This is a genomic window from Streptomyces sp. NPDC048604 (genome assembly GCF_043199435.1).
Classification (GTDB): domain Bacteria; phylum Actinomycetota; class Actinomycetes; order Streptomycetales; family Streptomycetaceae; genus Streptomyces.
In genome coordinates, this window is record NZ_JBICVX010000012.1 from 182,951 (window position 1) to 196,625 (window position 13,675).

Consider the following 13,675-nt stretch of genomic DNA (forward strand, 5'->3'; position numbering starts at 1 on the left):
GAAGACGGCCACCGTCGGGCGTTGCCGCATCGGTGTGGGCGGCGGCTGACTTCGCGGCACGAGAGCGCTACGCCGTCTGGCTCGGCGTCAAGAGGGTCCTTCCCCGGCCGACCTGACAAGGCGCCTGTGCCATCGGGCTCGTGAGGAGTGCAAAGCTCGTTCTCTTCGGCGTCGACGGCACCCTTGGCTTTATCGAGCAGTAGCGGGTTCTGGCACAGATCTTGGGGATCCGTCGCGGAGCGTCACTGACGTGTGGGGAGACTGCATGGCCGTTGACACGTCACCGGGGCAACGGCAGTCAGGTCGGCCCGCAGGCGGTTTGCCGGGGCAGTCCAAAATTTCAGGCGCTCTCGCGAGCCGTGCCGGCATTGTATGAACCATGGCGATGGACGACACATCCGAACCTGACAGCCCTGTACGCAGCGCCTATCCACCCCTGCTGGAGGCAGCGTGGCTGTATCAGGCGGATCAGGTGTGTCCGGAAGACCTGCCGATGACCGCCGCTCAGGCGCTCGCAGTGGGAATGGACACGCCGACCCTGTGCGAGCTCGCCTGCCTGCCGCGTCATGCGGACCCCCGGGACATCCGCGACACATTCGAGCAGGCTCTCGAAGAATTGGGGATCATTCTGCCCGATCACCACATGGCCCGGCGATACGCGCTGCGCAGGCTGGCCACGCGATTCACCGCCAGGGAGGTGGATCTCGCCGAGTTGGCATCGGACGAGTGGTCGGATGTGGAGGTCGAGACAGCTGAGGAGCAAGCATTCGTGGCGCTCCTCCCACCGTGCTCGTGCTGCATCGAGTACACGCTGGGGCTCGACGAAGCGGCATGGAAAGCGCAACTACAGGTCGCAGCCTGTGCCTTGGTCTCGCAGTCCACTGTTGGGCCGCCTTTCTGACGCATAGGTCAGAAGGCGTCACGAACTGCCTGCCGAAGTTCGCACAGCCGGGCGCGACGAAGGCGATGCAGGAGATCTGCAACCCCGAGGACCGCGCCCACGCCGAGAAGGCGATCGAGGCGTTCGCCCGCGTCTACGGCACCAAATGGCGCAAGGCCGTCGCGGAGATCAGCGACGACCGGGAGGAACTGCTGGCGTTCCGCGACTTCCCGGCCGAGCACTGGGTCCACCTGCGGCGACGAACCCCATCGAGTCGACGCTCTCCAAGGATGAGCTGCGCACCAAGGTCACCTGCGGGGCGGGGCAGCCCTGCCGCGGCACTCGCGATGGTCTTCAAGCTCGTCGAGTCCGCCCAGGCCCGCTGGCGCGCGATCACCGGCGCCCACCTGGTGCCCCTTGTTCGCGAGGGAGCCAAATTCGAAAGCGGTGTGCTGGTCGAACGTGGCACGGTGGCGGCATGAACACGCCGCCCCTGTCTCGGACGTCCCCTCGCCGCGGTCAGGTGATCGTCCTGACCGGGCCGCCCGGAGCCGGCAAGAGCACCGTGGCGCACCTGCTGGCAGATCACCTGACTCCCAGCGTCCACCTGCACAGCGACGATTTTTGGCGCTACATCAAACGGGGCTGGATCGCGCCTTACCTGCCCGAAGCGCACGAGCAGAACCAGGTGGTTCTGCAGGTACTGGTCTCAGCGGCGTTCGGCTACGCCGAGGGCGGATACCACGTGATCTGCGACGGCGTCGTCGGGCCCTGGTTCATCGACTTCTTCCGCGTGACGGCACGGGAGCGGGCCTTGCCGCTGAGCTACGTCATCCTTCGGCCGGATCAACACACCACACTGGAACGGGCAACGAGCCGGGCCGGCGACGCTTTGACCGACCCCGAGCCGATTCGCTCACTGCACGGCCAGTTCAGCAGCCTGGGTGCCTATGAGGCCCATGCCCTGGATTCCACCACCCTGACCGCTGAGGCAACCGCCGACAGCATCCTGCAAGGCGTCGAGAGGGGCTCCTACCTCCTCAACCCGCGCGACAGCATCACCGATGAGAACGACTCGACCCACAACTCTTGACAATGGCTCGTACGAACGACCTGGACGCCAGGGCCCGTGTCTGATCGGCTCTGCCTGGGTCGACGGCAGACGGGATGACAGCCCCCTCGTGGCTTTGTACGCGAGAACGAGTTCTGGCTCAACTTCTGTGGAGTTGCTCCGAGCGACGGGTCACCATCTGGTGTTGCTGCCATTCAAATGTTCGCGTGCTGCGGCGACGTACGCGGCGTGGAGAGGACGTCTCGGCCGTGGGCGTCGTGCTGCCGTGGCGCGGCCGGTCGCCCGCGCTACGGTCGCGGGTATGGCGGGTGATCGACAAGGGTGGCTGAGGTGTCTGCTCGGCGGAGCGGTGTTCGTGGTCTGCATGGCAGGCACCACGCTGCCGACACCGCTCTATCCCCTGTACCAGGAGAAGTTCGGGTTCTCCGAACTCACGGTCACGGTCGTGTACGCCGTCTACGCCTTCGGCGTCATCGGCGTGCTCCTGCTGGCGGGCAACGCCTCCGACACGATCGGCAGACGGCCGACGCTGCTGTGGGGCCTGGGATTCGCGGCGGCGAGCGCCGTCTGCTTCCTGTCCGCCGACGCCCTGGGCTGGCTGTACGCGGGCCGGCTGCTGTCAGGCTTCTCGGCCGGCCTGTTCACAGGAGCCGCCACCGCGTACGTCATGGAGCTGGCCCCGCCCGGCGGCGCCTCCCGGGCGACACTCGTGGCGACGGCCGCCAACATGGGCGGGCTGGGCTGCGGCCCTCTCCTGGCGGGTCTGCTCGCCCAGTACGCTCCCGCGCCACTGCTGCTGCCGTTCGCCGTGCACCTCGCCCTGGTCGCGGTCTCGGCCGTCGTCCTGCTGTGGCTGCCCGAGACGGTCGAGGAGCGGCAGGCCCTGACGTCCGTTCGGCCGCAGCGACCGGCGCTGCCGGCCCAGGTGAGGGCGGTGTTCGTGCCGGCGGCAATCGCCTCCTTCGTGGGGTTCGCCCTGTTCGGCGTGTTCACCTCGGTCAGTCCCGCGTTCCTCGCCCGCTACCTGCACGTGGACAATCACGCCGTCAGCGGCCTGGTCGTCGCGCTGGCCTTCTTCGCCTCCACCGCAGGACAACTGGCCGCAGGCCACTTCGGGGCGGCGCGCTCGCTGCCCCTGGGCTGCGCCGTGCTGTTCGTCGGCCTGCTTCTCCTCGCCGGCGCGATGTACGCGGAGCTTTTGGTGCTCGTCGTCCTGTCCGCCGTCGTGGGCGGCACCGGGCAGGGACTCGCCTTCCGCGCGGCGCTGTCCGCCGTCGCCGCCGCCGCGCCGCCCGACCGGCGCGCGGCGGTCATCTCGGCCCTGTTCGTGGTCGCGTACACGGGAATCTCGATTCCGGTGATCGGCGTGGGCCTGCTGGCCGATCCGCTGGGTCTGGAGGGTGCGGGGCTCGTGTTCATCGCCTGCATGCTGCTTCTGGTCGCCTGCGCCGGCGTCTACCTGCTCCGACGGATGCGGCCCGAAAGGCATTGACCGACGTTGGCGGCCCAGGCCTGGTTCACGTGAGACGACCTCGGGGCGGGAAGCCTGAGGGCGGCGGAGGTCAGGGGATGCCACGTGATGGCGGCTTCTTGATCGCACGTGGCAGTCCCGGCTACGGCGGGTCCGCAGAAGGCGGCTGTGTGCCTCCCGACCGGCGTCGGCGAAGCACCGCGTCGGTGATCCACACACCTGCCGCCGGCAGGGGACGCCGCTCCGCCCTCAACGGCGTACGCGATCGGCGCGAGCACGGCGACCGTTCATTCGTCCGCGTCGTCCTCCGTCTCCTCCCATCGCAGCAGATCGCCCGGCTGGCACTCGAGCACCTGGCAGAGCGCGGCGAGCGTTGCGAAGCGGACAGCTTTGGCGCGGCCGTTCTTGAGTACCGCCAGGTTGGCGGGCGTGATCCCCACCCGGTCCGCGAGTTCGCCCACGGACATCTTCCGCCTGGCCAGCATGACGTCGATGTCGACGGCGATCGGCATCAGATCACCTCGTCCAGTTCGGCCTACATCTGCGCCGCTTCGACGTCGCGGGCGACGGCCTGGGCGAGCAGCATCCGCAATACGAGCACGATGAGCGCGACTCCCAGGATGCCCAAGCCGACGCCGCCCATGATGACGGTGACGCCCGGGTCGTCCCGCTGGCCCGGCGCATTCAGGGCCGTGACCGTGAACCACAGCAAGGCAGCTGCCACGATCGCGCCGATCACGCCGTCCACGTACCGGAACGCGGCGTGGGAGAACACGGTTCCGCGACGCACCATGGTCACGAGCCGCCAGACGCAGACGAGGGCGACCTGGGCCGCCACCATGCCCAGGACCACGATCACGCGCAACGGGGACGACACCGACCTTCTGACGTGCTGCTCGCCGCCCGGGCGAGCGAGGCCGCCCGGCTGCTGCACGTGCCTCGTGTCGGACGGGCGCCATCGGGGGTTCATGGGGCAGCGGTCTACGCTCGCGTCATGCAGCGCAGCGATGTCACGGTGGACGACGGCACGTGGGTGGGCCTGTCTCTGGACGTACAGGACCGCCACCAGCCGGGGCTGTGCGTATTCAGTGCCGGACCACAACTGCTGGTCTCCCAACTGTCGCGGCCTGTGATGCTCGCCGTTGTCGACGAGCAACTCCAGGGCGTGGACTTCTGGCGCACCGACGAGTACCGCTCCTTCGTCCCGCCGCTGCGCGCCGATGCCGGGCGCGCCCTGGCAGGCAGCCCGCAACGGTGGGCCCACCGCTTTGCGCAGTACCTCGCCGACTCGCCAGACAGCCCGTTGCATGAGGGCAGGTGGCTGCTCTCATGCGACAGTCCGCTCCGGCGCTGGCGCCACGCCGACACCTCGCATGCCGAGTACTGGGGCTCGATGCTCGTCGAAGGGCACCCGGACGGATACGTCGACTGGTTCATTCATGCTGGTTCGTGGGAGGTCCTTCCGCTGCGGCCGATGCCTGATGCCGACGACAGCCGGGTCAAGGCGTACCGCAAGCAGGCACGTGAAGGGACGCTCCCACCCATCCTGTTGTGGTGGGTGAGCGGCCTTGACTGCCATCTGATCCTGGACGGTCACGCGCGGCTCGCCGCCGCGATCGCCGAATCCGTCGAACCTCCACTGCTGCAGTTGCACCGCACGGTGCCGCGCGACGACCTGGCCATCCGCATCAATGAGGCCGTGGGCTTCTACGAGGACGAACTGGCACGCTTCGCCGAACTCCGCACCGTTCACGGCCCCACCGTCCCGGACGGTGCCGCCACCGCCGGCCCACAGCTCGTCCGCCTCCTGCACGACCTGAACACCGTGGAACAGCCGACCTGGGCCTGGCCGCTGCCGGGGGGAGAGGACCAGTGGCGTCGCATCGCACGCAAGGTGACAGCCGGCCAGGTCTGGCCCCATGACTGATCCCTGCTGAATCTCGCCCAATGACCCTTACGAGCGGGCGCACCGCCGTACGGGCGGTGGGCTCGCAGGTGACGCAGGGGGGTCGCCGCCGCCGCCCCCGCGCCGCACGGATCGGCCAGGCACTGCTGCCCGACGAGCACGAACAGTGCGCGCGCTGACCGTTCGGCGTTGGCGCTGCCGGAGAACCGACGGCAGATCGCGGACCTCCACGAGCCGGTGACGCTGGGTGGGGTCGGGGCGCAGGAGGGAGCATCGGACGCAGGCTTCTCTGAACTGGGCCATGCTGCTGCGGTCCGGCGCTCGGCGTCCCTGCAAGCGCCCACTCGGGCAGTCACCGTTCGCAGTGGACTTCTTCCCGTACCCTCTCGGATCGGTCAACGGCGCACCCGAAAGCGCAGGTGAAGCACCCGGTTGCCCTGAATCACCACGTCAGGATCCTCCAACAGGTGCTGCGCCTGGACCGACCCGAAGTAGCGCTTGCCGGACCCGAACACGACGGGTACGACGTCCATGCGCACCTCGTCGATCAGGCCCGCGGCAAGCACCTGGCCACCGACGTCGCCGGCGGCGACCTCGACGATGCGGTCACCCGCGAGCGCCTGTGCCTTGGCCACGGCTGCCTCGACGCCGTCGACGAAGTGAAACGGCGCCTCGGGGTCCCAGCCCTCGGGCTCCGGCCGGTGTGTCACGACGACCACGTGGTCGATCCCGCTCGGAGGCTTCCCGTCCCAGCCGTCGGTCATGTCGAAGACGTGGCGGCCGGCGATTGTCGCCCCGATCTGGTCCCAGTACGGCCGGGTGTAGTCGTAGGACCTCTGCGACACCTTCAGCTCGCCGCTCTCGTCCAACGGGACATCACCGCTGGTCAACCACTCGAACAGTGCTCCGGGCTGGTCATTCTCGTCCGCGATGAAGCCGTCCACCGACACAGAGCCGTACATGACCACCTTGCCCACGGGGCTCTCCTCTGCTTTGGGGTGCCCCCAAATTAGCGTCTCGTGAGCTGTGGCTCTTGGAAGAAACCAATCGGCCGGCACCGGCCAGTCGTCCAGCGCGTGGCCGGGATGTTCGCGCAGGAACCGCCGCCGACCTTCGACGTACCGGGTCTGCGTGGGCCCGGTGAACGCCCAGAACTGGTGGCCGACGATCACGCATGTCCGACGATCGAAGAATGAACCCTCAACGGCCCGTGACACCAACGCTGACCTGGCGTCCGGTTAGTCGATGCCTTACGCGTAGCGCAGCGCAAGCCCGTCGAGCTTGAGGGCGTGGGCGGGGTTTGACCCGACGGGTCCGGCCCCGCCGGCGCGCGGCCACCGTCCGCGTGCTGACGCGGTTGCCGCTCACGCATTCGGGGTATTCCTGTGCCGCACTCATCCGAGGGGGGACCGTGAGCAGCGACGACGGCGACGATCACGCGAAGCACGAACACGACGAGAACGCGCGCAAGCGCACCGAATTGCTGTGGCGCATCGGCACATGGGTCGCCTTGGTGGCCTGGGTCATCTTCCTGATCTCCATCTACGAGGACCCCGGCCCGGTATGCGGCACGGGCCAGGACAAGAGCCCCTGCTGATACTTGGCCGGGACGTCGGCGAGCCGAGAATGCCGACGTCGTTGAGGACCGAGCCGTGCTGTCCTCAGAGGAACTTGCCGCTGGGGGAGCGCTGATTGGGCACGGCCGGCCCCCACCTGCCAGGTCCGAGAACCGGTCACTGCCGTTTCCGGGTCAGCTCCGGGTCTGTGTTGTAGATCGTCCACGGGGTGGTTCTGCCGATGAGTTCACCGTCTTCTCGTCGTCTTCGTCGACGGCCGTCTAGGTCGCCCACCACCGTGCCAGGAGGTCGGCAGGGTCGTGGCCCGCCGGGGTGGACATCCGCTCGGGGAAGACCTCCCCGGATCCCCACGGGCGGAATTCACCCTCGTTCGGATCCAGCGCGTCGAGAAGCAGCGGCCACAGCCCTGTACGGGGATGCTCGTCGCGGATGCGCGTCCACAGATCCGCGGATCCGGTCTCGTCACTCAGCCACAGAGCTTGTACGTCTCCGTCGCCTTCATCGGACGTAACCAGCCGTCCGGGCGGGAGGGGAACAGCAATGTTCGACAGCAGCTCAGGGTTCACGGGCGGATGGTAGCTGTGGGCTCTGACATGCTTGCGATCGCCCACTCAGCCGCGGCGGTTTGCGTCTAGCAATGCATCGCTGTTCCACGTGACGGGCATTGCGCCGACGGGGTCGAAAAGAATGCGGCCGTCCGGTGTGATCTGCCACAACTCTTTCGCGGCGTGGGTGGATTTCTGCGTGAGAGGCCAGAAGACCACCTGTGCGCCGGGGAAGCGGCGCACGTCCGGGTGATCCGTCGGCCGGGGACCCGTGTCCGCGATTGGGCGAAGGGGTTGTGCGGATCACGCGACTGCTCCCGCTCGCCCTTGTCGGAGCCCTGGTGATCGTCGGTTCGGGCGTCGTCGCCGGCACCGCGCAGGCCGCGGGAGGCTGCTACGCCACGGGGTCCTCCGCCACGATCCGGTCCAGGCCGGCCGCCGATTCCGCGGCGCTCGGCGCGTCGCCTACCGGGGTGCTCGTAGCGCGGAGAAGGACCGGCAAGGCGGTTGGACCAAGCTGGTCGTGACGAGCGGAGGGGCGAAGGGGAAGGCCGGCTGGGTCCGGGACGACGTGGTGCACAACGAGGCGGAGGACGTCCGCACTTGTGCCCCGGAGGACGTCGCCTGCCATGATTGGAACCCGCTTCAAGCCCTTCGGCCCGCGGGTCAGCGGGGTGACCGGCGGATGCGGCCGAATCGCCGAGAGCGAAATGGGGACATGTACGCGCTCCGCCCCTGCTTTCTTGATCATGTCAAGCCGGCGGTCGGAGACCCGCTCCGCCCTGGAGTCAGGAGGCACACATGGCCATCGCGTTCGATCGCACCAGGGTGATCTTCGACGGCGGCACCAGGTCCCTGGTGATGGACCTCGAGAACAAGAGCACGGAGCTTCCCTACATGGTCCAGGCGTGGATGGAGGACCGCAGCGGCAAGAAGATCGAGGGCCCGCTGGTGGTAGCGCCGGCCACTCAGGTGATTGAGGCGGGCAGCAAGGGCCGGCTCACGATCCTTGTCCTGGGCAGCACGGATGCCCAGGACCGGGAGACCCTCTTCTACCTCAACTTCCGGGAGCTTCCGCCGCCGAGGAGGACCGCGTCCGACAGTCAGATCGCCCTCCGGCACCGGCTCGAGCTGTTCTACCGCCCCAAGGGGCTTGCCGTCGTCCCGGAGGCTGGGAGTGGCAGCAAGGCCGCACAGGACCTTCAGGTGTCGCGGTCCGGTCAGGAGCTGACGCTGGCCAACTCCTCCGGGTACTTCGTGACCCTCGCGAGCCTCACGGTGGACGGCTTGGACCTGGGCCATGAGTCGCGCCGCGTGATCGGACCGTTCAGCTCCGCCACCTGGACCGTGCAGTCCGAAGAAGGGAAGGTCCGGTGGACCTACATCGACGACTCCGGGGAGCGGGTCACGGTCGGCCAGTGACCGTCTCAGGCCGGCGGAGGCGCGCCACCCACGGCTTCGACGTACGCCTTCATGGCGTCGATGTGCTCCTGGATTCCACGGGTCGGCGGCTGGCCGCTCTGGACCACCAGAACATCGTCGGTGTGGTGGCGGGCGAAGACACCGTCCCAGTCGGCCCTGTTCCATCCGGTGAATTCGAGATCGTCCATGCCCTTGAGATTGCGGCTGACCTGGTCCTCTGCCATCAGATCCTCCATACCCCGACCAATTCGCAGGCCCCCACGCTGGTCGCCACCTGCGGCGCCCAGTACTCCAAACCTATGAACGGCTCGTGCGTTGCGCACCCGCGGCGCGGGTCAGCTGGGTGTGCTGCGCTCGTACAGCTGCCACCACAAATGCTCTGAGTAGTTGCCCGGACATTCTGTGGCTGCCCTTGCCTCGACCGCCGCTTGCGGGCCGGTGTCCGGCCGGCTGCAGGGCGAGGACGAAGTCCCAGTCCTCGCAGTGGTGCAGCGCCTTGTCGCGACAGAGAGGAAGGCCGCTCGGTCCAAGTGGCGCTGACGAGGGCCTGGCCGTAGACAGTGTCGGCCCAGCGGGAGCGCAGGGCGTCGACGGCGGCATGAAGGTGGTGTGGCCAGAAGACGTCATCGTCGTCCAGGAGAGCGATGTAGCCGCCCTGCGTGACACCGATGGTGCGGTTTCGGGCGCAGGAGACGTCGCGTGGGTTGTCGGATTCGAGGAGCCTGACGGGCATCGCGCGCTGCCAGAGGGCGATGACCGGCTCGACGGCGTGCCCGCCGTCGCGGACGGCGATGATCTCGAAGTGCTGGTAGGTCTGGCGGGCGACACTGCGCAGGGCGCGTAGGTGGCCGCATTCGATGATGTTGAGGTCTCCGGCCACGACGAGGGGGATTTCCGGGGCGGTTGAGTGCGGCTTCGGCAGCGCCTCGGTGACTGCGTCCTGCACGGTGCGCTTGGCTTCGTTGCGCTGATCTACTGGTCTGCGGGAGGGCACGTGCGGGCCGAGGGTCCCGATGTCGTGGCCGCCGATGGTGACGCGGGAAGCCGGCGCGCGGTGCGGCGTGACGGTGACCGGGCTCGGCGCCGGCTGGGCGTTGACGGTGCGTCAGGCGATGACCGTCCGGAAGTCGGGCGTCTCCGGCTGTGGGGCGATCACGGTGGCATACCCGCAGCCCGTGAGCCCGGCGGCCCGGACCCGTCCCGGTTAGCCAGCCACGCCCCTGCCACGGCGATCGCGTCCTGCCACTGCACTGCCTGGAGGGCCAAAGACTCCGGGAGACGTACCAACGCTCGTCCCTCGTCAACCCGTTGGGGATACGGTCGTACTCGGGCGCGACCGGGTTGTCCTCGCCGGCGGCGAGCCGCCGGGCCGCACGACAGGTCATAGCCTGCAGTGCCCGCGCTCCCGACAGGCTGGTGTCGCAGCGCCGGATCCACAGGGCGGCCGGCGACTCGTTGCAGCGCAGAGCCGTCATAGGCTGCCCGCCCGGGTTGATGGCCGTGCGCGTAGTCAGGCGGTGACCTCGCGGCGGGCCACGGCGTGCACCAGACGGCCGAGCTCGCGGTACGGGCTGCGGCTGGAGGCCGCCCACTCCACATCGAGCGCCGCCTGGTACTCCCGCTCGGCGGGCACCCAGTCGTTGCGGTGATCGTGGAAGATTCGCACGCCCTGCCACGGCAGCGGCGTGAGCCCGTTGGCCAGGGCGAGGTCGTCCAGGTGGTCGGGGGTGTCACCGCGCGTGGTGATGCCGAGGTTGCCGACGCTCGCGGCCTGCCCGCTCTCGATCTGCGCCCGGGCCGACTCGTAGTCGCCGGACAGGGCCTCGCGTACGCCCACGGCGAGCTGGTTCTTCGTCAGGACGCTGAGGATGCCGCCGTCGGCGACGAGTCGGGCAAGGTGGGCGACGGCGGCGACGGAGTCGGGCAGGTACATCACGACGCCATGGCAGAGCACCGCTTCGAACGAGGCGTCATCGAACGGCAGGTTGTAGATGTCGCCCTCGGCCAGCGTCACCCGCTCGGCGATCTCGGGAACGGCGGCGACCCGCTCGGCCGCAGAGCCGAGCATGCCGAGGGACTTCTCCACGCCGGTCACCTGGTGTCCGGCGGCCGCCAGGCGCAGCACCATCTCGCCGTCGCCGCAGCCGACGTCCAGGATCCGAGCCGGGCTGTCGCCGAGCTCGGCCAGGACACGGCGCGCGGTGATGTCGTGCCGCAGCCGGCCGCGGCCGCCGCTGGAGTAGGCGGCGTAGCCGGCGCCGACGGAGGCGAAGTCGGAGGATGCAGTGGTCATGGGGTGAACTCCTTCTCAGGGTGGGCCCGGCAGGTTGATCGTTCCGGTGGCGCACGGGCCAGATGTGCTGATCGGGTAGCTACCGGACGGCCACTATGCGTGACTGTGTGGTCTAGGAGCCGCGGCTGGAACTGACGAGCGTTCCGTCGGCCGGGCGTACGGGTGCGTGCGTAGTGCGTTCATCGCGAAGACGGTGGTGAGGTAGGGCGAGCCGAAATAGACGGGGAAGCGGCCCATCCGGTAGTAGGCGGCCGGCGGCCAGGAGCCGTCCAGGCGCTGGGTGTCGGTGAGCAAGGCTTGACGTTGCTCCTGGCCGGTGGTGATGCCGAGGTGGTCGGCCGCCAAGGTCCGCAGGGCGGTCTCCAGCGCGTTGGCGGGGGTGCGGGCCACGGTGACCATCGTGCTGGCGTCGCGTTCGGCCAGGGCCTTGCGCGCGGGTGCCGCCAGGGCTGCGGCGATGGCCGGGAAGCGTGCGCACAGGCGGGAGAGGGCGTACAGGAAGGCGTCAGGGGAGGGGTAATAGCGGGTGCCGGCGAGGTAGCGGCCCGAGTCGAGATGGTCGGCGAGGTGGCGCGTCGTCGCCTCGACGACCGCACACGTCTGTGCGGTGTCCGGCTCGGCCAGAAGGAGGGTGTAGAGGGCGTTCGCGGCGGCGACTTCGTCCTGCTTGTGCCCCCGGCGCAGTGCCGCCGGTTCCTCGCCGTCCTCCCAGTACACCGTGAAGACACCCCTGCTCAGGCGGTCCTCGTCTCGGGGGTCCGGTGAGCGCCGGGTGTCGCGGGGTAGGGCTGCGGAGCGCAGGAGTTCAAGTGCTCCCCGCTCGAGTCCTTCCTGGGTGAGCAGGCCATGCTCGAAGAGGGCGGCAGTGGCCAGCGCGGTGCAGTCGGTGTCCGCCGGGAAGCCGCCGCTGCCGGGGAAGAACCGGTAACGGGCCCGCCACCGGCAGGCCTTCACGTGGGTGGCGAGGCGGAGGATCAGGTGCGGGTCCGCCTCGTGGGCGGTCAGGGGGAGGAGCGTCAGCGACACCATCGCCGAGAACGCCTCCCCGGCGAGATCGAAGCCGGGGTCCACGCCGAAGTGCTCGCGCAGGATCCCACGGGCCCGCGCCCCGGTGAAGCACTGCTCGAACCCGGGGTCGAGGGACAGCAGTGCGGAGGGCGCACCGGTCGAGCTGACCGAGCGGCTCACGAAGTCCAGCGCCCGCGCAGCCGCCTGCCGGCGCGTGCGCGTCGCCGCCTGGGCCGGCGATCCGGGTAGGGAGATCGTCACCTTGGCCCGTCCTCATCGTCAACTCGTAGTGGAATGCCCGAACTGTCGGATGACCACCCTATGGCCGCACGGACCTTCGGGAGTGCGATGGGAGTCTCCGTCACCGGCCGTCCGCAGGGCCCGCCCGCACTGAGCAAAGATCAGAGGCTTCCCGCAGCACAGGGCATGTACCAGGTCCCTCGCACGGGACCAGTTGCCGCATCGCCATCCCCGGACCCCTCGCCGCGGTGGGCGATTGGTCGCAGAGTGATGATGATCCCCACCCCGGCCGGCACTGCAACGGTCCTCGCTGTGACGGCTGGTGGCGTGGACGTTCGCCTGTCACCCGGGCGCGTCCACGTCGTTGGACGCACGTGCACTCTTCTCTCCCGCAGCAGTCGGTCACCGCGCCCGGCTCCAGCCCCGAGTCCATTCCCGGCCCCGGCCCCCGCCCCGGCCCGTTCACCTTCCTCGCCTGGACCAACATCACCCTCGGCGTCAGCGCCGCGGCCTTCACCTGGGTCACCAGCCTGATCCTGGACCGCCCCGGCGACCCGCTGATCGCCGCCTTCGCCTTCCTCCTCATGGCCGCCTCGTACACCCGTGACCGCCTTCAGCCGGCGGAGAGCGACGGCAGTGCGCGCGCGGCCTGGGTGGCGCGGAACGGCCGCCCGCTGACTTGGTGGATGTACGGCTGCACGGCGGCCCTGCTGCCGCTGGTCGTGCTGCGGCCGTGGTGCGCCGCGATGCTCGCGATCACCGCGGTCACGGCCTGGCTCTACACGGCCCCGCTGATCCCCTGGCGTGGCGCACGGCTCGCCGCCCGCCAGATCCCACACCTCAAACTCCCGTACGTGATGGTCGTCTGGACGCTGCTCGGCGTGCTGCTGCCGGCCGTGCAGCAGCATGGCCTGGTCGATCCGCGCGCCTGGCTGCTGGCGCTCGCGGGCCCGCTCATCGGCAGCGTGATGACACTCCTGAACGACCTGCGCGACATCGAGGCCGACCGGCGCGACGGCACCCACACCCTGCCGGCAGTGCTCGGCGAGCGCCGCACCCGGCTGACCGCGTACACGCTGGCCGGCCTCGGCGCGGTCATCGGCCTGTTCCTCCAGCCGCTTCCGATGCTGGTGTGGGCCGCGTACAACTGCGTCCTCCTGGCCCGCTATCGCCCCGTACCGGGCGAACACCCCAGGCCCTGGGGCGATGCCCAGGGCCTGGTGGTGCTGGCCGCCGTCCTGCTGCTGAGCTGACGGCGGCC

At 69.2% G+C, this 13,675-nt stretch carries 18 protein-coding genes; 9 read left to right on the forward strand and 9 right to left on the reverse strand.

Features of this window, described 5'->3' with window-relative positions; translation table 11 throughout:
* Nucleotides 1-379 precede the first annotated feature (379 nt).
* The 4 genes from ACGFMM_RS24610 to ACGFMM_RS24625 all read left to right on the forward strand — a co-directional run bounded on the left by ACGFMM_RS24610 (nucleotide 380) and on the right by ACGFMM_RS24625 (nucleotide 3,444).
* Nucleotides 380-901, forward strand: a complete 522-nt coding sequence (locus tag ACGFMM_RS24610) for a hypothetical protein (RefSeq protein ID WP_393648583.1) — start codon at nucleotides 380-382, stop codon at nucleotides 899-901.
* Entirely contained in the window at nucleotides 832-1,362 is a 531-nt protein-coding gene (locus ACGFMM_RS24615) for a transposase (RefSeq protein WP_393648584.1), read from the forward strand. Before ACGFMM_RS24610 ends, ACGFMM_RS24615 begins: the two co-directional genes overlap by 70 nt.
* Nucleotides 1,359-1,973, forward strand: coding sequence for an AAA family ATPase (locus ACGFMM_RS24620; RefSeq protein ID WP_393648585.1), 615 nt, complete (start codon nucleotides 1,359-1,361; stop codon nucleotides 1,971-1,973). Before ACGFMM_RS24615 ends, ACGFMM_RS24620 begins: the two co-directional genes overlap by 4 nt.
* 280 nt (nucleotides 1,974-2,253) lie before the next feature.
* A complete protein-coding gene (locus ACGFMM_RS24625; protein WP_393648586.1) occupies nucleotides 2,254-3,444 on the forward strand; it encodes an MFS transporter in 1,191 nt (396 codons plus the stop codon).
* Nucleotides 3,445-3,710: 266 nt separating this feature from the next.
* Here ACGFMM_RS24625 and ACGFMM_RS24630 read toward each other — a convergent pair whose 3' ends face one another.
* Both ACGFMM_RS24630 and ACGFMM_RS24635 read right to left on the reverse strand, forming a co-directional pair.
* A complete protein-coding gene (locus tag ACGFMM_RS24630; RefSeq protein WP_393648587.1) occupies nucleotides 3,711-3,935 on the reverse strand; it encodes a helix-turn-helix domain-containing protein in 225 nt (74 codons plus the stop codon).
* Between the two features lie 23 nt (nucleotides 3,936-3,958).
* Nucleotides 3,959-4,393 (reverse strand): DUF2975 domain-containing protein, encoded by a 435-nt coding sequence (locus ACGFMM_RS24635; protein WP_393648588.1) that lies wholly within the window; start codon nucleotides 4,391-4,393, stop codon nucleotides 3,959-3,961.
* 24 nt (nucleotides 4,394-4,417) lie between these two features.
* Here ACGFMM_RS24635 and ACGFMM_RS24640 point away from each other — a divergent pair, with 24 nt between their 5' ends.
* Both ACGFMM_RS24640 and ACGFMM_RS24645 read left to right on the forward strand, forming a co-directional pair.
* On the forward strand, nucleotides 4,418-5,350 hold the full coding sequence (locus ACGFMM_RS24640) for a hypothetical protein (protein WP_393648589.1): 933 nt from the start codon (nucleotides 4,418-4,420) through the stop codon (nucleotides 5,348-5,350).
* A gap of 20 nt (nucleotides 5,351-5,370) precedes the next feature.
* Nucleotides 5,371-5,508 carry a hypothetical protein gene (locus ACGFMM_RS24645; protein ID WP_393648590.1) on the forward strand — a complete coding sequence of 46 codons (138 nt, stop codon included), beginning with the start codon at nucleotides 5,371-5,373 and terminating at the stop codon, nucleotides 5,506-5,508.
* A 216-nt stretch (nucleotides 5,509-5,724) separates the two neighbouring features.
* On the opposite strand, the gene ACGFMM_RS24650 is transcribed toward ACGFMM_RS24645, so the two are convergent.
* Nucleotides 5,725-6,306, reverse strand: a complete 582-nt coding sequence (locus tag ACGFMM_RS24650) for a dihydrofolate reductase family protein (protein ID WP_393648706.1) — start codon at nucleotides 6,304-6,306, stop codon at nucleotides 5,725-5,727.
* Between the two features lie 434 nt (nucleotides 6,307-6,740).
* Here ACGFMM_RS24650 and ACGFMM_RS24655 point away from each other — a divergent pair, with 434 nt between their 5' ends.
* Complete coding sequence (locus ACGFMM_RS24655) at nucleotides 6,741-6,926, forward strand: hypothetical protein (RefSeq protein WP_393648591.1); 186 nt, start codon at nucleotides 6,741-6,743, stop codon at nucleotides 6,924-6,926.
* A gap of 240 nt (nucleotides 6,927-7,166) precedes the next feature.
* Here the strand turns inward: ACGFMM_RS24655 and ACGFMM_RS24660 are convergent, their stop codons facing one another.
* Both ACGFMM_RS24660 and ACGFMM_RS24665 read right to left on the reverse strand, forming a co-directional pair.
* Nucleotides 7,167-7,472, reverse strand: coding sequence for a hypothetical protein (locus ACGFMM_RS24660; protein ID WP_393648592.1), 306 nt, complete (start codon nucleotides 7,470-7,472; stop codon nucleotides 7,167-7,169).
* A gap of 45 nt (nucleotides 7,473-7,517) precedes the next feature.
* Nucleotides 7,518-7,694, reverse strand: coding sequence for a hypothetical protein (locus ACGFMM_RS24665; protein ID WP_393648593.1), 177 nt, complete (start codon nucleotides 7,692-7,694; stop codon nucleotides 7,518-7,520).
* 558 nt (nucleotides 7,695-8,252) lie between these two features.
* On the opposite strand from ACGFMM_RS24665, the gene ACGFMM_RS24670 reads away from it, so the two are divergent.
* On the forward strand, nucleotides 8,253-8,873 hold the full coding sequence (locus ACGFMM_RS24670; protein ID WP_393648594.1) for a molecular chaperone: 621 nt from the start codon (nucleotides 8,253-8,255) through the stop codon (nucleotides 8,871-8,873).
* A gap of 5 nt (nucleotides 8,874-8,878) precedes the next feature.
* Here ACGFMM_RS24670 and ACGFMM_RS24675 read toward each other — a convergent pair whose 3' ends face one another.
* From ACGFMM_RS24675 to ACGFMM_RS24690, 4 genes are all read right to left on the reverse strand, one after another.
* The gene (locus ACGFMM_RS24675; protein ID WP_393648595.1) at nucleotides 8,879-9,097 is read right to left on the reverse strand and encodes a hypothetical protein; all 219 of its coding nucleotides are present in this window, start codon (nucleotides 9,095-9,097) and stop codon (nucleotides 8,879-8,881) included.
* Nucleotides 9,097-9,867 carry a glycosyltransferase family 2 protein gene (locus ACGFMM_RS24680; protein ID WP_393648596.1) on the reverse strand — a complete coding sequence of 257 codons (771 nt, stop codon included), beginning with the start codon at nucleotides 9,865-9,867 and terminating at the stop codon, nucleotides 9,097-9,099. The genes ACGFMM_RS24675 and ACGFMM_RS24680 overlap by 1 nt, the downstream gene beginning before the upstream one ends.
* 516 nt (nucleotides 9,868-10,383) lie before the next feature.
* Nucleotides 10,384-11,166: a class I SAM-dependent methyltransferase gene (locus ACGFMM_RS24685; RefSeq protein WP_393648597.1), complete on the reverse strand. Its 783-nt coding sequence runs from the start codon at nucleotides 11,164-11,166 to the stop codon at nucleotides 10,384-10,386.
* Nucleotides 11,167-11,259: 93 nt separating this feature from the next.
* A complete protein-coding gene (locus tag ACGFMM_RS24690) occupies nucleotides 11,260-12,435 on the reverse strand; it encodes a hypothetical protein (RefSeq protein ID WP_393648598.1) in 1,176 nt (391 codons plus the stop codon).
* Nucleotides 12,436-12,788: 353 nt separating this feature from the next.
* Between ACGFMM_RS24690 and ACGFMM_RS24695 the strand changes: the two genes are divergently transcribed.
* Complete coding sequence (locus ACGFMM_RS24695; RefSeq protein ID WP_393648599.1) at nucleotides 12,789-13,667, forward strand: UbiA family prenyltransferase; 879 nt, start codon at nucleotides 12,789-12,791, stop codon at nucleotides 13,665-13,667.
* The last annotated feature ends 8 nt before the right edge of the window (nucleotides 13,668-13,675 follow it).